This is a genomic window from Duganella sacchari, from assembly GCF_900143065.1.
GTDB lineage: Bacteria > Pseudomonadota > Gammaproteobacteria > Burkholderiales > Burkholderiaceae_D > Rugamonas > Rugamonas sacchari.
The window spans coordinates 164,054-184,280 of record NZ_FRCX01000006.1 but is presented as its reverse complement, the minus strand read 5'-3'; the positions used below and the strand labels follow the sequence as shown (position 1 = coordinate 184,280).

At 61.3% G+C, this 20,227-nt stretch carries 23 protein-coding genes and 1 pseudogene; 9 read left to right on the top strand and 15 right to left on the bottom strand.

Annotated features, from left to right (window positions below):
• Positions 1 to 27 precede the first annotated feature (27 nt).
• The gene (gloA, locus tag BUA36_RS14815) at positions 28 to 435 is read left to right on the top strand and encodes a lactoylglutathione lyase (RefSeq protein ID WP_072785824.1); all 408 of its coding nucleotides are present in this window, start codon (positions 28 to 30) and stop codon (positions 433 to 435) included.
• Between the two features lie 45 nt (positions 436 to 480).
• Here gloA and BUA36_RS14810 read toward each other — a convergent pair whose 3' ends face one another.
• From BUA36_RS14810 to BUA36_RS14780, 7 genes are all read right to left on the bottom strand, one after another.
• The gene (locus BUA36_RS14810; protein WP_072785821.1) at positions 481 to 1,215 is read right to left on the bottom strand and encodes an SDR family oxidoreductase; all 735 of its coding nucleotides are present in this window, start codon (positions 1,213 to 1,215) and stop codon (positions 481 to 483) included.
• A gap of 160 nt (positions 1,216 to 1,375) precedes the next feature.
• Complete coding sequence (locus tag BUA36_RS14805; RefSeq protein ID WP_072785818.1) at positions 1,376 to 2,701, bottom strand: TolC family outer membrane protein; 1,326 nt, start codon at positions 2,699 to 2,701, stop codon at positions 1,376 to 1,378.
• Positions 2,702 to 2,793: 92 nt separating this feature from the next.
• Positions 2,794 to 3,117: a rhodanese-like domain-containing protein gene (locus BUA36_RS14800; protein ID WP_072785816.1), complete on the bottom strand. Its 324-nt coding sequence runs from the start codon at positions 3,115 to 3,117 to the stop codon at positions 2,794 to 2,796.
• A 17-nt stretch (positions 3,118 to 3,134) separates the two neighbouring features.
• Entirely contained in the window at positions 3,135 to 3,788 is a 654-nt protein-coding gene (locus BUA36_RS14795; protein WP_072785813.1) for a protein-L-isoaspartate O-methyltransferase family protein, read from the bottom strand.
• Between the two features lie 169 nt (positions 3,789 to 3,957).
• Positions 3,958 to 4,602 (bottom strand): TetR/AcrR family transcriptional regulator, encoded by a 645-nt coding sequence (locus BUA36_RS14790; RefSeq protein ID WP_072785810.1) that lies wholly within the window; start codon positions 4,600 to 4,602, stop codon positions 3,958 to 3,960.
• A 99-nt stretch (positions 4,603 to 4,701) separates the two neighbouring features.
• Positions 4,702 to 5,076, bottom strand: a complete 375-nt coding sequence (locus tag BUA36_RS14785; protein WP_139260569.1) for a hypothetical protein — start codon at positions 5,074 to 5,076, stop codon at positions 4,702 to 4,704.
• Between the two features lie 110 nt (positions 5,077 to 5,186).
• Positions 5,187 to 6,176, bottom strand: coding sequence for a zinc-dependent alcohol dehydrogenase family protein (locus tag BUA36_RS14780; protein ID WP_072786183.1), 990 nt, complete (start codon positions 6,174 to 6,176; stop codon positions 5,187 to 5,189).
• A 120-nt stretch (positions 6,177 to 6,296) separates the two neighbouring features.
• Here BUA36_RS14780 and BUA36_RS14775 point away from each other — a divergent pair, with 120 nt between their 5' ends.
• Entirely contained in the window at positions 6,297 to 7,190 is an 894-nt protein-coding gene (locus BUA36_RS14775; RefSeq protein WP_229255717.1) for a LysR family transcriptional regulator, read from the top strand.
• Here the strand turns inward: BUA36_RS14775 and BUA36_RS14770 are convergent.
• The 4 genes from BUA36_RS14770 to BUA36_RS14755 all read right to left on the bottom strand — a co-directional run bounded on the left by BUA36_RS14770 (position 7,174) and on the right by BUA36_RS14755 (position 10,634).
• A complete protein-coding gene (locus tag BUA36_RS14770) occupies positions 7,174 to 7,983 on the bottom strand; it encodes a DUF2145 domain-containing protein (RefSeq protein ID WP_072785804.1) in 810 nt (269 codons plus the stop codon). The genes BUA36_RS14775 and BUA36_RS14770 overlap by 17 nt on opposite strands.
• Positions 7,980 to 8,459, bottom strand: a complete 480-nt coding sequence (locus BUA36_RS14765) for a hypothetical protein (protein WP_072785802.1) — start codon at positions 8,457 to 8,459, stop codon at positions 7,980 to 7,982. Before BUA36_RS14765 ends, BUA36_RS14770 begins: the two co-directional genes overlap by 4 nt.
• A 37-nt stretch (positions 8,460 to 8,496) precedes the next feature.
• Entirely contained in the window at positions 8,497 to 10,080 is a 1,584-nt protein-coding gene (locus BUA36_RS14760) for an ABC-F family ATP-binding cassette domain-containing protein (protein WP_072785799.1), read from the bottom strand.
• Between the two features lie 113 nt (positions 10,081 to 10,193).
• A complete protein-coding gene (locus BUA36_RS14755; protein WP_072785797.1) occupies positions 10,194 to 10,634 on the bottom strand; it encodes an ester cyclase in 441 nt (146 codons plus the stop codon).
• Positions 10,635 to 10,729: 95 nt separating this feature from the next.
• Between BUA36_RS14755 and BUA36_RS14750 the strand changes: the two genes are divergently transcribed.
• Positions 10,730 to 11,647, top strand: coding sequence for a LysR substrate-binding domain-containing protein (locus BUA36_RS14750; RefSeq protein ID WP_072785795.1), 918 nt, complete (start codon positions 10,730 to 10,732; stop codon positions 11,645 to 11,647).
• Here the strand turns inward: BUA36_RS14750 and dkgB are convergent.
• From dkgB to BUA36_RS14735, 3 genes and pseudogenes are all read right to left on the bottom strand, one after another.
• A complete protein-coding gene (dkgB, locus tag BUA36_RS30010; RefSeq protein ID WP_229255728.1) occupies positions 11,644 to 12,450 on the bottom strand; it encodes a 2,5-didehydrogluconate reductase DkgB in 807 nt (268 codons plus the stop codon). The two genes, BUA36_RS14750 and dkgB, sit on opposite strands and share 4 nt — an antisense overlap.
• Before the next feature lie 9 nt (positions 12,451 to 12,459).
• Positions 12,460 to 12,852, bottom strand: a pseudogene (locus tag BUA36_RS31215) (SRPBCC family protein); the annotation flags it as partial.
• Between the two features lie 4 nt (positions 12,853 to 12,856).
• The gene (locus tag BUA36_RS14735) at positions 12,857 to 13,873 is read right to left on the bottom strand and encodes an aldo/keto reductase (RefSeq protein WP_072785793.1); all 1,017 of its coding nucleotides are present in this window, start codon (positions 13,871 to 13,873) and stop codon (positions 12,857 to 12,859) included.
• Positions 13,874 to 13,979: 106 nt separating this feature from the next.
• Between BUA36_RS14735 and BUA36_RS14730 the strand changes: the two genes are divergently transcribed.
• The 6 genes from BUA36_RS14730 (at position 13,980) to BUA36_RS14705 (ending at position 18,898) form a co-directional block, all read left to right on the top strand.
• Positions 13,980 to 14,882, top strand: a complete 903-nt coding sequence (locus tag BUA36_RS14730; RefSeq protein WP_072785791.1) for a LysR substrate-binding domain-containing protein — start codon at positions 13,980 to 13,982, stop codon at positions 14,880 to 14,882.
• A gap of 45 nt (positions 14,883 to 14,927) precedes the next feature.
• A complete protein-coding gene (locus BUA36_RS14725) occupies positions 14,928 to 15,944 on the top strand; it encodes a M14 family zinc carboxypeptidase (protein WP_072785788.1) in 1,017 nt (338 codons plus the stop codon).
• Entirely contained in the window at positions 15,941 to 16,705 is a 765-nt protein-coding gene (locus tag BUA36_RS14720) for an alpha/beta fold hydrolase (RefSeq protein ID WP_072785786.1), read from the top strand. The genes BUA36_RS14725 and BUA36_RS14720 overlap by 4 nt, the downstream gene beginning before the upstream one ends.
• Positions 16,706 to 16,717: 12 nt before the next feature.
• Entirely contained in the window at positions 16,718 to 16,996 is a 279-nt protein-coding gene (locus BUA36_RS14715; protein ID WP_072785784.1) for a YkgJ family cysteine cluster protein, read from the top strand.
• Between the two features lie 301 nt (positions 16,997 to 17,297).
• Entirely contained in the window at positions 17,298 to 18,194 is an 897-nt protein-coding gene (locus tag BUA36_RS14710) for a LysR substrate-binding domain-containing protein (protein ID WP_072785782.1), read from the top strand.
• Complete coding sequence (locus BUA36_RS14705; protein ID WP_072785779.1) at positions 18,194 to 18,898, top strand: substrate-binding periplasmic protein; 705 nt, start codon at positions 18,194 to 18,196, stop codon at positions 18,896 to 18,898. The genes BUA36_RS14710 and BUA36_RS14705 overlap by 1 nt, the downstream gene beginning before the upstream one ends.
• Position 18,899: 1 nt before the next feature.
• Here the strand turns inward: BUA36_RS14705 and gudD are convergent, their stop codons facing one another.
• On the bottom strand, positions 18,900 to 20,225 hold the full coding sequence (gene gudD / locus BUA36_RS14700; RefSeq protein WP_072785777.1) for a glucarate dehydratase: 1,326 nt from the start codon (positions 20,223 to 20,225) through the stop codon (positions 18,900 to 18,902).
• Between the last annotated feature and the right edge of the window lie 2 nt (positions 20,226 to 20,227).

The window sequence follows — 20,227 nt, the reverse complement described above, 5'->3', positions numbered from 1 at the left end:
TCGCTTCATCATAGACAAGGATTTACCATGCGTATACTGCACACCATGCTGCGGGTTGGCGACCTGCAGCGCTCCATCGATTTCTACACCAAGGTACTCGGCATGAAACTGCTGCGCACCAGCGATAATCCCGAGTACCAGTACACGCTGGCCTTCCTGGGCTACGGCGCCAACCCGGACCACGCCGAACTGGAGCTGACCTACAACTACGGCGTCACCAGCTACGACATGGGCAACGCCTACGGCCATATCGCGATTTCGGCAACCGACATCTACAGCGCTGCCGCTGCCGTGAAAGCCAATGGCGGCACGGTCACGCGTGAACCGGGGCCAGTCAAGGGCGGCTCCACGGTGATCGCGTTTGTGACCGACCCGGACGGCTACAAGATCGAACTCATCGAACGCAGCTTCGACGGCCAGGGCGCCGGCCTGTAAAAACAGCGTTGGCATGCGCGGGGCGGCAATGCAGGGGCGTGCTCCTTACACCATGCCGCCGTTGGCGCGCAGCGTCTGGCCATTAATCCAGCCGCCGTCCGCGCCCGCCAGGAAGGACACCGCATTGGCAATGTCTTCCGGCTGCCCCAGGCGTTCCAGCGGCGGCATCTTGGCCAGGCGCTCGATGAGTTCGGGCGTTTTCCCATCCAGGAACAGCGCCGTCGCAGTCGGGCCGGGCGCCACGGCATTGACCGTGATGTTCTTGCCGCGCAGTTCCTTGGACAGGATGGAGGTCATGGCTTCCACGCCAGCCTTGGTGGCCACGTACGCCGCGTAACCTGGCAGCAGCGTGCCGACCAGGCTGGACGAGAAGTTGATGATGCGGCCGCCGTTTTCCAGCTTCTGCGCCGCCTCGCGCATGGTGTTGAAGCTGCCTTTGAGGTTGACAGCGACCAGGCGGTCAAAAGTGTCGTCGTCGGTGGCCGACAGGTGCGGCAGCTGTGACGGCATGATGCCGGCATTGTTGACCAGCACATCCACACGGCCCAGCTGAGCGACGGTCTGGTCAAACAGCTTGCGGACATCGGTGGCGCTGGCGACGTCGGCCTGCACCGCGATGGCCGTGCCGCCACTGGCGAGGATGGCGCCAACCACCTTGTCCGCCTCCACCGCATTGCCCGCATAGTTGATCACCACCGCCAAGCCATCCCTGGCCAGGCGCTGGGCGATGGCGGCGCCAATGCCACGCGATGCGCCGGTCACAATAGCAACTTGCTTCATGGTCCTGCTCCTTCAATCTGGTTGGAATGGATGCAGTATCCTCTTATAGCCAGAATGAATAAATCCATGAAAATTGCTATGACTATGCAGTTTTCACCAATAATCTTCGCATAAAAAAACGCCGGCGTCGGCCGGCGTTGCGGGTGGCGCGGAACCGCGCTTAGCGGGCAAGCAGCGCGTTGACCGGGCCCAGGTCCTCTTCCCTCAGCGAACCGGCGGCCGACTTCAGGCGCAGGCCGTTCATGATGGTATCGTAACGGGCTTTCGACAGGTCTTTCTGGGTCGAGTACAGCAGCTTTTGCGCATTCAGCACGTCAATGTTGATACGCACGCCCACCTGGTAACCCAGCTTGTTCGAATCCAGCGACGATTTGCTCGACACTTCAGCCGCTTCCAGCGCCTTGACCTGGGCCAGGCCACTGGTCATGCCCAGGAAGGCCTGGCGCGCGGTCTGCGACGCGGCGCGTTTGGTGGCTTCCAGGTCGTTGCGGGCTTTCTCTTCCAGCGCGATGGTTTCGCGCACCTTGCTGGTCACGGCAAAGCCGTTGAAGATAGGGATGCTCCAGCTGACGCCGATCGCATTGTTATTGACCGTGCCGCCAGTCACGCCGGTCTGGTTCTGGTGCGAGTTGCTGGCAATCAGGTTCGCGGTCGGCAAATGGTTGGCACGGTTGCGCGAAATTTCACGCTTGGCGATTTCCACATTCAGGCCAGCCGCCACCACGGCATAGTTCTGGCTCTCGGCCGAGCTGACCCATGGGTCCACCGAGGCCGGCGACGGCGGCGCAATCGTTACGCCGGTGCGCAGCGGCGCCAGTTCGCCTGGCGTCTGGCCGACGATCACCTGCAGTGCGGTGCGCTTGTTGTCCAGATCGTTGATGGCGGCAAATTCCTGCGCCACCACCAGGTCGTAGGCCGCTTGCGCCTCGTGGGTATCGGTGATGGTCTGGGTGCCGACTTCAAAGTTACGCTTGGCCGATGCCAGCTGCTCGGTGGTGGCCACTTTCTGCGCCTGGGTCGCGGTCAGGTTGTCCTGCGCGGTCAGCACGTCAAAGTAGGCCTGCGCCACCCGCACGATCAGATCCTGCTGGGCTTGCGAGAAGGTCGCCTCGGCCGATGCTTGCGACAGCTTGCTCTGCTGGTAGGTCTGCCAGGCGCCCCAGTTGATCAGCGGCTGGGTCAGTGCGACCGTATAGCTGTTGGTATGGTACTTGGTGTCGCCCTGGAAGCGAATCCCGGTGATCTCCTGCACTTGCGTGCTGTCGCCGGAGTTGCGGGTGTTGCTGCCGCTGGCCGAAATCACTGGCAACAAGCCAGAACGCCCCTGGGTAATGCGTTCCTGACCAGCTGCAAGCGAAGAGCGGGCGCCAGCATACGTGGCGTCGTTGGCCAGTGCTTGCTGGTACACCTGGAGCAGGTCGGCCGCCTGTGCGTTGAGCGTCAAGAAGGCGCTGGTGATCAGCACGGCGATAAGGGGTTTCTGCATTGCATTCTCCGTTGGAGTCATCAAAAAGTTAAACAAATCCATCACACTGCCACCTGATCGCCGCGCCGGCCGACAGCACAGGCGCGGCCAGATCAGTACTTGGCCATCGTGCTATCGACTTGCACCGCCCAGGCGTGGATACCGCCGGTCAGGTTGACCATCTTGCCGAAGCCGTTACGCTCCAGGAAGGCTGCCACCTGCATACTGCGCGCGCCGTGATGGCAGATGCAGACAATTGCTGCATCTTCATCGAGGTCATCGATGCGCGCCGGTATGGTGTTCATGGGAATCTGCACCGAGCCCTCAATGCGGCAGGTTTCAAATTCCCAGTTTTCACGCACGTCCAGCAACATCGGGCTGGGGCGTGCGTCGTCTGCCAGCCAGTCGGCCAGCTCCAGTGCAGTAATCTGCTGCATGGTCTACTCCGTCAGGCTCAGAACTGGAACTTCGATGGCGCCACTGCCGATGCCAGCGCCTTGACGTTGGTCTCGAACAGGGTGCGGGTGTCGTAGCCCGCTTCGCCGGTGCGGGTGATCAGCTGCGCCTTCATCGCCGGCGCCTGGCCGATGATGACCGCCAGACGGCCGCCCACTTTCAGTTGTTGCAACAGTGCTTCCGGCAGCACCGGCAGCGAACCGGAGACCACGATGACATCGAACGGCGCGCCATTGGTCCAACCCTGGGCGCCATCGCCGAGCTCAACCGACACATTGCTGACATCGTTGGCGGCCAGGTTCTTCTGCGCCAGCGCTTTCAGCTCAGGCGACACTTCCACGGTCGTCACGTGGCGCGCCTTGTGCGCCAGCAGTGCCGCCATGTAGCCGGAGCCGCTGCCGATTTCCAGCACGGACTCATGCTTTTTCAGCCCCAGGTCTTGCAGCAGGCGGGCCTCGATCTTGGGCGCCAGCATGGATTCGCCGCCAGGCAGCGGGATTTCAATGTCGGCAAACGCCAGAGCCTTGTGCTCGGCAGCGACGAAATTCTCGCGTTTGACGACGTGCAGCAATTCCAGAACCTCCGGGTCCAGAACGTCCCAAGGACGGATTTGCTGTTCGATCATGTTGAAGCGGGCTTGTTCGATATTCATCTTATGACTCATGTCGGGATTAAATAATCCGTCATTTTATCGTTGAACTGGCAACGAGGCACATATTAACGATTAGACGGCCAGATCGCGGGAAATTGCGACAGTCTGCAGTTTAAGGGGGGTGAACCTACCCAAATGGCAAGCTGGACGGAAAAGCCTGGGGCACGCATCACGGTGCATCCAGCTTCAAACCGCGCAGCGTGGTGCTGATAAACGTCTCCATGAACGCCTGCGGCGAGATCGGCGGCATATCGCAGGTCGGCATATACGAATGGGTCCACATCATGAGCATGAGCACGGGCGCTATCAGCACCTGGGTCATGACCACCGGATCGACCGGGCGGAACTCGCCGCGCGCGATGCCGCGCTCGAGCACGCGCGTAAACAGGCCGCTGCCGCGCGCCACCACTTCCTCGTTATAAAACTGCGCCAGTTCAGGGAAATTATTGCCTTCTGCCAGCATCAGCTTGGTGATGCCGCCCAGCGGGGTGGCGCAGATTTCTGCCCACCATTTCATCAGCAGCGTGGCCAGCAGATCGCCGCTGGGGCCGTCGTAAGCGGCGGCATCCTGCTCCGCTTCGCCGATGGTGGCAACGATGTTGGCACGCACCACTTCTTTAAACAGCTCTTCTTTATTGGCGAAATACAAATACAGCGTCCCCTTGGAGACGCCGGCATGTTTGGCGACGTCCTCCAGGCGGGTAGCGGCAAAGCCGCGTTCAACGAACTGATTCAGCGCGGCCGCAAGCAACTCCTGCGGGCGCGCGTCCTTGCGCCGCTCCCAACGTGGCTTGGTATCTTGAGGGGCTTGCATGGGTGGGTTTTAATATAATAACTAACTTATAAGTCATTAATATAAGCCCAAGCCTGGAGAAGTGCAAGGTCAATCCCGCAGACGGTACTGCGACTTTTCTTAACGTGCAGGCGCTGCTGGCGCGCGCTCGGCAATCGCCAGCGCGTCTACCACGCTGATTGCATTGGTGCAGTTAGTCCAGAAATCGGACATACGCCAATATTGATAACCCCAGATATCCGATTCGCGCAGCCGATGCTGGTCTATTTGCCGGCATTGGATTGCCAGTGAACGCGCTTCCAGTGTGTGATCGAGGTAATACGTTACCGAATGCACCTCGACCTTTTTCCGATAAGTTTCTTCGGATTGATTCGATGCGTAAATCGGAATAATCGCAAGCAACAGTATAAGCAACGTTATTCGCAACATGGAAAAGCGGACTTCAGGCGGTCCGTACAGGATGATTTGTAACGTATTGTATACGTCACCCAACATTGCGTCCTTACCGATTTGCAATAGATTTCCCTATGAAATCGACACGCCCATCGCCACACCGCGATTTTAATTGCTCACTAGCGATAAATATACGTCCCGGCCAATTCCCATTAAAACCGCACCACCACTTTGCCCATCTGCTCATTGCTTTCTAGGTAGCAGTGGGCATCGGCGATCTGCTCGAAGGCGAAGGTTCGGGCGATGACCGGTGACAGTGCTCCACTGGCCAGGCCGTCGAGGATGAAACGCTGCGCGGCCTGCAAACGCCCGGGGTCGCGCAACACTTCATGTACCAGATAGCCGCGTAGCGTCAGGCTTTTACCCAGCACACTCCCCAACGGGAACGGCGTAGGCTGCGCACTCAGGCCGCCGTATTCGATCAGAATGCCACCACGCGACATGGCGGCGGTCAACGGCGCAAACAGCGGACCGGCCACCGGGTCGAACACCATGCGCACGCCACGCCCTTCCGACAACGCATGCAGCCTGGCGCCGAGATCCTCCTGTTCCGATGCAATCACATGCCGCGCGCCGGCCTGCCGCAACGCATCGGCCTTGCCGCAGCGGCGCGTCACCGCCACCGGCACCGCCCCCAGCAGATTGGCAATCTGGATCGCCGCCAGCCCGACGCTGCTGGATGCCGCGGTAATCACCACCAGCTCTCCAGCCTTCAAGCCGGCGATATCGACCAGCGCACCATAAGCAGTCAGATACTGCATCCATGCGGCGGCGGCCATTTCAAAACTCAGCGACGATGGATGGCATACGACCTGCGATGCCGGGTAGTTGATGGCTTCCGCATACGTCGGCCACTCCGCCATCGATATCGGCGGCATCACGCTGACCGCATCACCTTCACGCAGCGCCGTCACCCCAGCGCCAACCCGCGTGATGACGCCGGCGGCCTCCAGCCCCAGACCGGACGGCAGTGACGGCGTTTCAATGTAAGTCCCGGAGCGCATCAGCACTTCGGCGCGGTTCAGGCCCAACGCCTTCACCTTGATCTGCACCTCGCCAGCGGCAGGCGCGGGCAAGTCCACATGCTCGATACGCAGCACATCGGCAGCGCCAAATTCATGGAATCGTACGATACGGGTCATGGCATTCATTCCTATATAATTTTGATGGAATCAATGATGACAGCGGCTATTCCCACGATAAATCGCCATTCCGGCGCGACAGTAAAAACCAGGAGTTTTTAATTGGACCGTTTGACCAGCATGTCTGTATTCGTCCGCGCGGTGGACCTGGGCTCGTTTGCCGCGGCAGCGGACGCGCTGGATATTTCCGCCCCAATGGTCGGCAAACATATCCTGTTCCTCGAACAACGCCTTGGCGTACGCCTGCTGAACCGCACCACACGCCGGCAAAGCCTGACCGATTTCGGCAAAGCCTACTATGACCGCTGCCGCAGCATCCTGGCGGAGGTGGACGCCGCCGACGGCATGGCCGCCGATCAGCTGGCGCAACCATCCGGCAGGCTGCGCGTCAGCATGCCGCAGCTGTTTGGCCGCGTATGTGCATTGCCGGTGCTGATGGCGCTAACTAAAAAATATCCGGGGTTGGAACTGGACCTGGCCTTTGGTGACGGCTTTGCCGACCTGGCAGGCAATGGCGTCGATCTGGCGATCCGCAGCCTGGCGCGGGATGGCGGCGGCATGGGCAACCAGGCCGGCGTTGTTGCGCGCCTTCTGCGCAGCGATGACATGCTGGTGTGCGCAGCGCCGTCTTATCTGAAGAAGCACGGCACGCCGGCCAGACCCGATGCACTGCCGTCGCATCAGGCCATCATGTTCGCCCGTCACGGCCACGCACAGCCGTGGCGTTTTCCGCAGACAGACGGCAGCTACACTGAATACATGCCACACCACCGTTTGCGCCTTGACGACCTGTCGGCCATCGTCGATGCCGCCTGCACTGGAGCCGGTTTGGCATGGCTGCCACGCTGGCTGGTCAGCGAACAACTGCAGGCTGGCAAACTGAAACAGGTGCTGGTCCGGCAGCCGCCCCTCGTCTACGACCATTACGCCATGTGGCTGCAATCGCCGCAGATGCCGCTAAAAACCCGCGCGGCGATTGATGCGCTGGTGGCGAGCTTTAACGACGGCCCTTGATTTCCTGCGCGCGCCAGCCTTCATCACGCGCCAGCAAAAACCGGCGCATGGACTCCACCGTCACCGCATTGATGCGATCTGAAAAACGCAAGGCGCCTGGATGGTCGTCAAAGGCGATATTGGCCTTGAACATGCGCCCGCCCAGTCGCGTCAGCGGCCCGATCACCATTTCAGTGGGCTGATAACCAACCATCTTCAACCACGACTGCGCCTGCTCGCGCGTATGTACGCGCACATCGCTGGCCTCCGCTGACGCCAGCACTTCCAGTATCCACTGGTTGGAATTCTGGTACTTGGTCGAAAATGGATAGGCCACCATGTTGTACTTCTTCTGGTGCAGATTGCGCAGCGCAGCTGGATCATTGAGCGCGGCCTTGAGCCGTGCAGCGACTTGCGGTGGCGGCACCAGCAGCAAGGCATCCAGCGTGTAGGGTTCATCCAGGAAGAAGTTGGCCAGACCATCTACCCACAACGCGGAATCGGCGGTGCCGCAATCGTTCAACAGTTCGTAAATGCGCCAGGGTTGGCCGGGCGCCGTACGAAATGCCAGGCCGGCATGCGAGTACTTCAAGCCGAACTTGGACAGGTCCTGCCCCTGTCGCGCCACGACGGCGACATCAACGCCCGTGGCATCCAGTGCAGTCTGCACACCCTGCCCCGTGAAAATGGCGTCGCTAAAGGACTGCTGCGTAACGAGATGCTCTTCGCACGACTGCCCCGCATATGCAGGCGCGGCACACACCGCAGCAGCCATCGCAACGGCGGCAAACGCGCGCTTCAAACGCGCACTCATTGCGCGGACAGGCGTTTTTGCGAGAACAGCGCTTCACCCAGCGCGTTAGGAATGAAGGCAATCACCTTGCCCGACGCCACCAGCAGCGTGCCCGTGGTTTCGGAAATCACCTGCACCGTGGCACCAGCCGACAAGCCGATTGCATTTGCCGTTTTGCCGCTGATCTTGACAGAGAGCTTGGCGCCATTCGCTACCGATGACAGCAGGATCTCCACCACATTGGACGCGCCCTCCACGATGCCGCTGACGACATAAGCACCACCTGCCACCACGGCAACCGAACCTTCCACCGGCCCCGAATCGCCTTTCGCGGAACCTGCAACGCTGATCGCCGGCGCCGCCACGATGGACATGGTGCCGATGGAGACCTTCTCGGAAGCCGTCATATGAGTGGAACCATCGCCTGCCATCGCAGCAGTCGTCATGGTCAACATGGCAGCCGTGATGGCCGTGCGGATTGCGGCGTTTGCCGTCATATGCTCTCTCCCGTTCATTATATTCCGCATCATATTCTCAATTTACCAACAACTGCAAGCGTTCAGTAAGATTCAGCGACTGCATAAACATCTCGTCATGCGAGACCACCATCAGCGCCCCTTGATACTGTCGCAGCATGTGTTCAAGCGCTTCCAGCGAAGCGATATCCAGATGGTTACTGGGTTCATCCAGCAGCAACAGCTGCGCCGGCGGATGGGCATACAGCGCACAGGCCAGCGCAACCTTCAGCCGCTCGCCGCCGCTCAGTGCTGCCACTGGCGCTGATGCACGTTGCGCATCCAGTCCCATTTGTGCGAGATGGGTGCGCAAGGCCGATTCGCCGGCCTCGCTATTCACATCCAGCAGGTGCGATATCGCGGAGCGCTCCGGCGCCAGCGTCGCCAGTTGCTGATCGAGGTAAGCAGTCCTGCCCCACACCTGGCAACTGCCAGTGCGCGGCGCCAGTTGGCCAGCCAGCATTTTCAGCAGCGTCGATTTGCCGCAGCCATTGGATCCCGCTACACCAATGCGCTGCTGACCTGTGATGGTCAGATTGATGGGCTGCGTGCGCGCGCCATACGGCAGCACCACATCCGTCAATTCCGCGATGCGCAGGCGCGCCGCTTGCGCGGACGCCACGGCATGCATCGCGATTTCAACCTGCGGCTCGAGCTGGCGTGCGGCATCCTGTACGCGTTGCGACAACAGCGCGCGCTGCGCGGCATGCTGCTGCCGCAGTTTGCCCGCCGCGCCTTCCGCCCGGCTCTTCATGCCTCCCAGTAGAATCGCCGCCTGATTGGCGCTGCCTGCATCGCTGGCGCCTTTGGCAAGACGGCGCGCCTGCCGCTCCTGTTGTTCATGCATGGCCTGCGTCTCGCGCTTGCGTTCCAGCTTGCGCTGCTCGAGCTGTCGCTGCGCGTTTTCATGTTCGGCGCGTTTGCAGGCGGCGTAAAAAGAGTAAGGCCCGCCATAACTGCGCAATCCCATTGGCGACAACTCAACGACACGCTCCATCTGCTCCAGCAATTCACGATCGTGGCTGATCGTCAGCAGGCCACGCGGCCAGCGTTGCAACTGCGCCAGCAACGCCAGGCGATTGGCGCGATCCAGATGGTTGCTGGGCTCATCGAGTATCAGGAAATCAGCATCGGCAAGATCAGCACCAATCAGGGCCACACGCATCGCTTCGCCGCCGCTCAGCGTTGACGCCAGCGTGTCCGGCCGTAGATGCGGCAAGCCACAGCGGTCAAGCTCGGACTGCAGGCGCTCGCGCACATCCCAGCGTTCGCCAACAGCATCAAAGTCCGCCGCATCAATGCTGCCTTCCTGAATGCGTGCCAGTGCCGCCAAAACAGGCTGCACACCCGCCAGAGTAGCGACCGAGCCTTGCCGCTCAAGCTGCTGCGACAGGTAATGCACCGTGCCGCCGCGCGCGCACCGGCCGGCGGATGGCGCCAGCTCGCCAGCCATCACGCGTGCCAGTACGCTCTTGCCGACGCCATTGCGGCCCACCAGGCCTGTACGGCGCTGGTCAAATACTTCGTTGAGGTTTTGGAAAAGCATGCGGCCATCGGCCAGCATGTATGAAACGCCTTCCAGCGTCAGACAGGTATTCGTCATCGCGATCTCAATTGATGTGTCAAAACAGCCCCGGAAAGGAGCAGCAGTGTTTAAGACAACAGCATCAATTGCGCATCGGACCAATACCTCGTGTGTGATAAATCAGGCGCTCACTATACCATGGCCGGTGACCACACACCGACCTGGTTCAACATGCCGAACCAGTCCTCCAGATGCCAGGTCTGCGCAATGCGGTCCCCGGTCAGTAGATGAAACTCGTGAATGGCAATTGCAATCGGCTTGCCGGTCGGCGGAATGCCAAAGAACGCGCCGCGGTGCGTCCCCGTGATCTGCGCGCGCACCGCCGCCTTGCCGTCGCGGCCAAATAGATCGAAGATGGTGATTTTCACGTCGGGAAAGGCGGCAATGAACATGCCGATGATGGGCTTCATGCCCGCCAGGCCAGGCTGCTGCCCGGGGCCAAGCGGAATATCCTGCCAGTCCGGCATCAGCGCCAGATCCAGCAAATCGGGATTCTGCTCGTTAAAGGCGCGGTACAGATGCTCAATGGCTTGCTGCTGGCCCGTGGTCAGGCCGTTTTCCTGCATGGTCATGATGTGCCTCCTGCTCAAGTGGATGATGTGCTCACTGTAGCAATCGGCCACAACGCAAGTCCAATCGATAATGGATATGCAGTATTATCAATGGCATGGATTTGCATGGAATCGACCTCAATCTGCTTGTCGCCTTCGACGCCCTGATGTGCGAGCGTAATGTCACGCGCGCTGGCGTACGCATAGGCCGCACACAACCCGCCATGAGCGCGGCGCTTTCCCGTCTGCGCCTGCTGTTGAAAGATGATTTGTTCATCCGCAGCGCCAGTGGCTTGCAGCCGACGCCACGCGCACTTGAACTGTCCGTACCGCTGGGCGACGCGCTGGCCAGCATTCAGCGCACACTGGACTTCACGCAGGCGTTTGAGCCATCCCGTTCAACGGTGCGCTTCACGCTGGGGCTATCGGACCACCCGGCATTCACCTTGTTGCCAGCCTTGCTGCAACGTCTGGCGCAACAAGGGCCGGGAATGACGGTAAAGATAAAGTCATTCACTGCCCGCGAGGATGCACTGGTATTGCTGGATGCGGGAGAAGCTGACGTGGCGATTGGTGTCCCCGGCGGTAACACGCCGCGCATTCCCACCATGCCGCTGTTCGAAGAACGCTTTGTCTGCGTCGCCCGAAAGAAACATCCGCTGACCAAAAAGAAAATGACGCTGGACGCATTCCTCGCGCATCCGCATTTGCTGGTGTCGCCGGAGGGCGATGGCGTCGGCCACGTTGACACGCGGCTGGCGCAGCTGGGCCGCAAGCGCCATATTGTCGTCACACTGCCGCAAATGTATGCGGCGCCGTCCATCATCGCCCACAGCGACCTGCTGGCCACGATGATGGAAGGCGCGGTGCAGGCCAGCGGCTTGCGGGATGCGCTATCGCTGCTGTCGCTGCCAAAGGAGATCGACCTGGCGCCGGTGCCCTTCGTATTGCATTGGCACCGGCGCAACGATGCCCACCCCGCCCAGCGCTGGCTGCGTGAACAGATCGCGCTGGTGTGCCGCCGGAAGGCTTAGTCCCAAGCTGGCGCCAGGCCGTCAGGGCTGGTCAGGCGCTCGTTGCGATCCAGTGCCGCAATCTGCGCCATATCGCTGTCGCTCAGTTTTACGTTCAGCGCTTTCAGATTGCTGTCCAGGTTAGCGCGTTGGGTCGATGACGGAATCACTGCATAGCCCAGCTTCATCGCCCATGCCAGCACCACCTGCGCCGGTGTTGCACCATGACGCTCGGCGATTTTCGCAATCACCGGATCGCCCAGCACCTTGCCGTAGGCGAGCGTCATGTAGGACGTGATGTGGATGCCCTGGCTGCGCGCAAACTCCACTACCTTGCGGTTTTGCAGATACGGGTGCAGCTCGATCTGGTTGGTGGCGATAGCATCCGCGCCGACAGCGTCAATCGCCTGCCGCATCAGCTCCACCGTAAAGTTCGAGACGCCGATCTGGCGCGTCAACCCTTGCGCCTTGGCTTCCGCCAGCGCGGCCATGAACTCCTGCACAGGCACCTCGCCGCCCCGCGATGGCCAGTGGATCAGGGTCAGGTCCACGTAGTCCGTACGCAGCTTGGCCAGGCTCTCCTTCAGGCTGGGGATCAGCTTGTCGCGTGACAGATTCTCGATCCAGATTTTAGTGGTGATGAACAGCTCTTCACGCGGCACGCCGCTGGCGGCGATCGCCGCGCCGACTTCCGCTTCATTGCCGTAAATCTGCGCGGTATCGATCACGCGGTACCCGGCTTCCAGACCGTTGCGGACCGAATCCATCACCACATCGCCCTGCAGGCGGAACGTCCCCATACCCAATGCTGGAATACCCATCATCTTCTCCTTGAGTGCACGCAGACCGTCGGTGTAAATACCGTGGAAGTGCTGCATAATTTCTTGTTCGGTCACGCCGACCGGCGTAAAGCTGCCCGACCATTCGACCACCGAGGCCGAATCGCCCGCCGGTTTTACCCGCAGCGTCGCCAGATAGTCCCTGGCCGGAAACGGCGCCTGCAAAATCGAATAGCTGTAGAAGCGCTCCTGATCGTTAAAGGCTTCCAGCCGTTCGACAATCGCTTCACCGGCCGGATTGGCCAGCGTGCGTACACGGCCGCCTTCACTGAGTTCGCTGTGCGGGATATACGGCAGCCAGTCCGGCAGTGCGTTAAATCCGCCGATCAGCTGCCACACGCGCGCTGGCGCAACCGGAATCGTGATGCTTGCAATCGTGCTGGCCATGGCCTTACTCCTTATCGCCTGGGAGCGGTGCGTCCGCAGCCACAAGGTTTTGTTCACGCATCGCATTCCAGAATACCGCTGGAATCTGCTCACGCAACGCAGCTTGGTCTTCGGCGATGCGTTCCGGGCGGCTGGCGCCAGGAATCACCGATGCCACGGCAGGATGAGCCAATGCAAATTGCAAGGCGGCGGCTTTCACGCTGATGCCGTGCTGCTGCGCGATAGCTTTGATGTGCTCCACCTTGGCGATGATTTCCGGTGACGCCTTCTGATATTCAAAGTGCGTGCCGCCGGCCAGAATGCCGGAGCTATAAGGACCGCCAACTACGACATCCACACCACGTTTGGCGGCGGCTGGCATCAGGCGCTGCAACGCGCGCTCATGATCCAGCAGTGTGTAGCGGCCAGCCAGCAGGAAAGCGTCAGGCTGCGGCTCGTTCAGGTCCAGCAGCAGTTCCAGCGGCTCGACGCGGTTGACGCCCAGGCCCCAGGCCTTGATCACGCCTTCATTGCGCAGACGGTCCAGCACACGGAAGGCGCCGGTACGGGCGATATCGAATTGCGCCAGCCATCCATCACCGTAGAAATCCTGCGCCACGTCGTGGACGTAGACGATGTCCAGATGGTCGGTCTTCAGGCGTTTCAAACTGTCTTCGATCGAACGCAGGGTAGCGTCGGCACCGTAGTCGTTAACAATCTTGTTAGGACGGCCGTGCTCAAACACGCCGCCTTTCTCGCCCAGCTGGCGCGCGGCGGGATCTTCGAATTCGTCGAGGATCACACGGCCTACCTTGCTGCTCAATACATAGTGTTCACGCTTGCGTTTGGCCAGCGCCTCGCCCAGGCGCAGCTCGGCCAGGCCGGCGCCGTACAGCGGCGCCGTGTCGAAGTGGCGGATGCCCTGTTCCCAGGCCGCGTCCACGGTGGCCAGCGCTTCGGCCTGCGGAATATTGCGGAACATATTACCCAGTGGGGCGGTGCCGAAACCCAGCTGGCCTTGCAGTTTTTGACGGATACTCATCTCGATTCCTTATGAAGATAAATGAAGAAAGTGAGGCCAGTTTAAGTTGACGAGATCAGACTGTCCAAGACATAATTTACACAACTTAAGTCATTATAGGTCTGATATGTTAGATATCCGCCAACTTCAATATTTCGTCACCGTGGCCGAGGAAGAGCATGTGGGACGCGCCGCCGAGCGCCTGCACATCTCGCAGTCGCCACTGAGCCGCCAGATCGCGCAGCTGGAAGAAAAGCTGGGACTCACCCTATTTGAGCGCAGCCAGCAGCGCATCCGCCTGACGCGTGACGGCCGCACCTTCCTGGCCGAGACCCAAGCCTTTCTCACCCACGCGCAGCGGCTGGAAGGACTGGCCAAACGGCTGGGGCGCGGCGACGAAGGAGGCCTGTGCGTTGGCTACATCGAGAACGCCATGCACGCGGGTGTGCTGCCGGCCGGCCTGCGCACCCTGCGCGCCGCGCGGCCCAATGTGCACGTGGCCTTGTATAGCTTGCATTCGTCCGAGCAGCTGGAAGGCCTGCGCCAGCGCAGCCTGGACATCGCGCTGGTCTGCGATCCACCGCCGGCCGACGATCCCGACCTGGAAGGCGCGCAGGTGCTCAGCGATCCGATGATCCTGGCGATTCCGGAAGCGCACCCGCTGGCCAAGCTCAAGACGCTCAAGCCGGACGACCTGGCCGGACAGGAATTCATCGTCGTGCGCCACCACGAAACGGGCGACCATCACCATAACTTTGTGGCGGCCTGTGTACGCTCCGGCTTCACTCCCAACATCAAGATGGAAGCCAGCGAACCGACGACGGCACTGGGTCTGGTGGCGGCGGGACTGGGCATCGCCCTGGTGCAGCAGGGCTTGCGCCATCAGGCGCCGCCGGGCGTGGTGCTGCGCGAACTGCCCTGGTTCACCTACCGCGCCGCGCTGTGGGCGGCCTGGCACCGCATCAACCTGCGGCCTCTGGTAGCCACCTTCCGCGAGACACTGCTGCAATTGGCGGCGACGGAACGCTAGGAATATCGGCTACACTAGCCGTCACATCTTTTTTGCGCCGCGCCCATGCCTGAGAAGAACCTGCCCGAGCTGATCACCCTCAAACGTCTGATCGACGAAGGCGGGAAGCATCTTGAAGTCAGCACCGCCTGCACCGTCGCCATGGACGGACGCCAGTTCCCCGTCTACAGCATCGCGCTAGGTAATCCGAGCCTGGATGTACCGGCGCTGGGCTTCTTTGGCGGCATCCACGGACTGGAACGCATCGGCACGCAGGTCGTGCTGTCGTTCCTGGAAAGCCTGCTGGCGCGGCTGCGCTGGGACAGCACCCTGCATCAGCAACTGGAGTCGATGCGGCTGGTGTTCATGCCACTGGTGAACCCGGGAGGCATGTGGCAAGCCACGCGCTGCAATCCGCAAGGCGTGGACCTGATGCGCAACGCGCCGCTAAGCGCAGTCGAGCGCGTGCCTTTCATGCTGGGCGGCCAGCGCTACAGCCATCACCTGCCGTGGTATCGCGGCGCCGAGGATGCGCCCATGGAGCCGGAAAGCCAGGCCGTGTGTGCACTGGTGGAGAAGGAACTGCTAACGCGTCAGTTCAGCATGGCGCTTGACTGTCACTCCGGCTTTGGCCTGCGCGACCGCATCTGGTTCCCGCACGCGCACACCACCGCGCCGATTCCGCATCTGGCCGACATCGGCGCGCTGGAAGAGTTGTTCAGCCAGGCCTACCCGAATCACAACTACGTGTTCGAGCCACAGAGCCGTCAGTACCGCACGCACGGCGACCTGTGGGACTATCTGTATTTGAACGGCACCAGCTATAACCAGCGCGTGTTCCTGCCCTTCACACTGGAGATGGGCTCGTGGCTGTGGGTGAAAAAAAACCCGCGCCAGATCTTCGACCGCATCGCCATCTTCAACCCGACCGCGCGCCACCGCTTGCAGCGCGTGCTGCGCCGGCACCTGATCCTGTTCGACTTCCTGATGCGCGCCGCGAACAGCCACGGACGCTGGCTGCCCGAAGGCATGGCGCGTACCGTCCAGCATCGCCGCGCACTGTCGCAGTGGTATCACACATGAGCACCTGGGTGCTGTTGCGTGGCCTGATGCGGGAGCAGCGGCACTGGGGGCGTTTCCCCAGCGAGCTGTCCGCAGTGCTGCCGGATGCCGACATCATCACCCCGGACTTGCCGGGCAATGGCCAGCGCCACGCCCTGCGCAGTGCCACCAGAGTGGCGCAGATGGTGGAGTTCTGCCGCGCCGATTTGCGCGCGCGCGGCGTCAAAGCGCCCTACTCCTTGCTGGCACTCTCGCTGGGCGGCATGGTGGCCGTGGAATGGGCCAGCCGTTATCCGCAGGAGATAGAACGCTGCGTGCTGATTAACACCAGCATGCGGCCGTACAGCCGCTTTCACCAGCGCCTGCGCTGGCAGAACTATCCGTCCATCCTGCGGCAGATGGTGAAAGGCGGCGTGGAAAATCAGGAGCGGCTGATCCTGCGCCTGACCAGCCGCGAAGGCGACCTGGCACGGCGCGCCGGGTTGATGGAGCGCTGGCTCGAGTATCAGCGCGAGTATCCCGTCACCCGCGCCAATGCCTTGCGGCAGCTATGGTCGGCCGCCCGTTTCCGCGCGCCGTCCAAACCACCGGCGATACCGGTGCTGGTGCTGAGCAGCGCCGGCGACCAGTTGGTCGATCCACGCTGCTCCGCCAACCTGGCCAGCGCGTGGCAAGCCGCGCATGCGGTACACCCAACCGCCGGCCACGACCTGCCTCTGGATGATGGTGCATGGGTGGCACACGCCGTCGCAAAATGGCTGGCGTCCGGCGAAGCGCGGTAAAATACCGCCCCTATGAACTCCACCACGTCCGTACTGGAGTGCCGGCCGAACTGCGGCGCATGCTGCACGGCCCCCTCCATCACCAGCCCCATCCCCGGTATGCCCAACGGTAAACCGGCGGGTGTGCGCTGCGTGCAGCTCGCGCACGACAACCGCTGCCTGATCTTCGGCCAGCCATCACGGCCGGCGTTCTGCGGCGGCCTGCAACCGGCAGCCGACATGTGCGGCGACACACGCGAATACGCCATCCGCTGGCTGGGTGAACTCGAGCGCGCTACCGCGCCAGTCTGAATCAGCCCAACAAGAAAGCCAGCCGCTCATCGGCTTGGGATGGCGGAATTCACGATAATTTTGCTGTTACCACGTTCGCTTCAGGTCAATGGAATTCGCGATGCGCCATTTGTGCCAACAGCTTGACCAGTTCATTCGTAAAACGGGACTGTTGCACGCGCAGGATCAGGTCGGACATGAGAATCTCCTCTAAAGAAAACTTGTTCATGGAGTTTTAACTGCTGATAGGTTATATTTTCTGCTTGTTCCAAACTGTTATCAAACGAGTTATTTTCGACCTGAGCATAAGAAAAACTTAGCCATGCCCAAACTGCTGCGATCACTTTCCGGCTTGATCGATTTCGACTGCGCAGCGCGCTGGGGCAGCTTTAAACTGGCCGCCCAAGAGCTGCACAAGACACCTGCGGCAATCAGCTTGCAGGTAAAACAGCTGGAAGAAGCGCTGGGCTTCGACTTGTTCGTGCGTCACCCACGCCACATCACGCTCACTGAAAAAGGCCAGGAAATGGCTGCCACCGTGCGCCGCATGCTGGACGAGCTGAATACCAAGGTCGCGGCCCTGCAAGGCGGCGATGAAGAAAAAATCCTGCGCATCTCGACCACGCAATCGCTGGCCATCAAATGGCTGGTGCCGCGTATTACACGCTTCACCAAACGTTATCCCGACCTGGATATCCGCATCGATTCCAGCGACCGTCTGGTGGACATCGAGGACGGCAGCACCGACATCGCACTGCGCACCTACAACGTGGTCCCTGGCGACCCCGCACTGCTATTCCACGACTGCCTGGTCGCCGTCTACAGCCCGTCGCTGCTGGCGCCCGGCGAAACCGAGATCACGCTGGAGACGCTGCACCGCTATCCGCTGCTGCACGAATTCACCACCGACACCTGGATCGCGCTGCTGAGACATAACAACGCCCTCAAAGGCAAGTTCAACTTTTCGCGCAGCTTTACCAACTTCGCCGTGATGGTGCAGTCGGCCGTCGCCGGCCAGGGCGTGGCACTGGTATCGCACGCCATCGCCAGCGAAGACTTGCGCAACGGCGCCTTGCGCATGGTGAACTGCGCCAGCGCGCCGTATGAACGCGGCTATCGCTTCATCGTCAGCCGCAGCAAACAAAGCATGAGCAAGATCACCCACTTCTGCGACTGGTTGCGCGAAGAAGTCGCCGAGATGCAGAAAGGCTTGAACTGATGCGCGCCGCAATGCTGGCCAGCCTGCTGCTGGTCATGGCGTCCACACACGCTATCGAAAAAGAACCACTACGCTATGTCGAAAAAGTGGATGGCATGTTGACCGCCAATCCACTGCCCAAGTCGGAGTTTCAGGACAAGCTGGGCGCAGCCCTGGCACGCCAGCTCGGCATGCCGCTCAAATACGTGGAGCTGCCACGCACGCGCGTCATGGCGGCGCTGGAGAACGGCGATGGCGACATCCTGTGCAGCTACCTGCCCGAATGGCTGCCGGGCGATGTCGACTGGACGCAAGCCTTCATTCCGATCAGCGAGGTGGTGATTTCCTCACCGCGCGTGAAGCCGCCGGCTTCACTGGCAGAGCTGCGCGGCAAACGCCTTGGCACGGTACTCGGCTTCCGCTACCCGGAGCTGGAGAAAATCGTCGGCAAGGACTACATCCGCGACGACGCGCCATCCAGCGCACTGTCGATCCGCAAATGGCTGAACGGACGCTTTGACTATCTGGTGACGCCAACCACTGTCGTCCACCGCCAGTTCGCCGGCGGCAAAGTGCCGCACGGCGCACACGTACTGGTGGTCTACGAAGCACAGACCCGCTGCGCCGTCTCCCGCAAGAGCAAGATCACCGTCGCCGAATTCGACGCTGCGATCAATGCGCTGGACAGGAGCGGCGAACTGACGAAGATACTGCGCCTGCGCTGATTCAGCGCACCAGGCACGGACGCTTGGGATCGAAGCGCCAGCCTGGAATCAGGAACTGCATCGCGGCGGCGTCATTGCGTGCGCCCAATCCCATTGACAAGTAGCGCTGGTGCGCGGCTTCCACTTCCGCCATATCCAGCTCCACACCGAGTCCCGGCCTGGTCGGAACATCCACCAGGCCACCAGCGATTTTCAACGGTTCCGTGGTGAGGCGTTGACCATCCTGCCAGATCCAGTGCGTATCGATCGCCGTGATGTTGCCCCGCGCTGCCGCTGCCACGTGCGTGAACATCGCCAGAGAGATGTCGAAGTGATTATTGGAGTGCGAGCCCCAGGTCAGCCCCCATTCATGGCACAACTGCGCCACACGCACCGAACCTTGCATGGTCCAGAAATGCGGATCGGCGAGTGGGATATCCACCGACTGCAGCTGCACCGCATGTCCCAGCTCGCGCCAGTCGGTGGCGATCATATTGGTGGCGGTAGGCAGGCCGGTGGCGCGGCGGAATTCCGCCATCACTTCGCGGCCTGAATAGCCATTCTCCGCACCGCATGGGTCTTCCGCGTAGGCCAGAACATCGCCTTTATCGCGGCACAGGCGAATCGCATCCTTGAGCAACCAGCCGCCGTTCGGGTCCAGCGTCACGCGCGCCTCCGGGAAGCGTTCGGCCAGCGCGGTGACGGCTTCGATCTCGTCTTCTCCGCGCAGCACACCGCCCTTCAGCTTGAAGTCCTTGAAGCCGTAGCGCTCATACGCCGCCTCGGCCAGCGCCACGACAGCGTTGGCGTCCATCGCTTTTTCATGACGCAGACGGAACCACGCATTGTCCGCATCCGGCTCGCTGGCATACGGCAGATCGGTGACGGTGCGGTCGCCAACGAAGAACAGATAACCCAGCATCGGTACTTGCGTGCGCTGCTGGCCGTCGCCCAGCAACGCCGCCAGCGGCACGCCGAGGTGCTGGCCCAGCAGATCCAGCAGCGCGCATTCAATCGCCGTCACGGCGTGGATAGCGATGCGCAGGTCAAAGGTCTGCAAGCCGCGGCCTTCGCTATCGCGGTCGGCAAACGCAGCACGCGCCTTGTTCAGCACCGCATTGTATTGGCCGATAGACTGACCGACGATGAGCGTTTTCGCATCTTCCAGCGTGGCGCGGATTTTCTCGCCGCCGGGAACTTCGCCAACACCGGTATTGCCGGCGCTGTCGGTCAGGATCAGCAGGTTACGGGTAAAGAATGGCGCGTGCGCGCCGCTCAGGTTGAGCAGCATGCCGTCGCGGCCCGCGACAGGAATCACGCGCATGGCGGTAATGGTAGGCGTCGTCATAA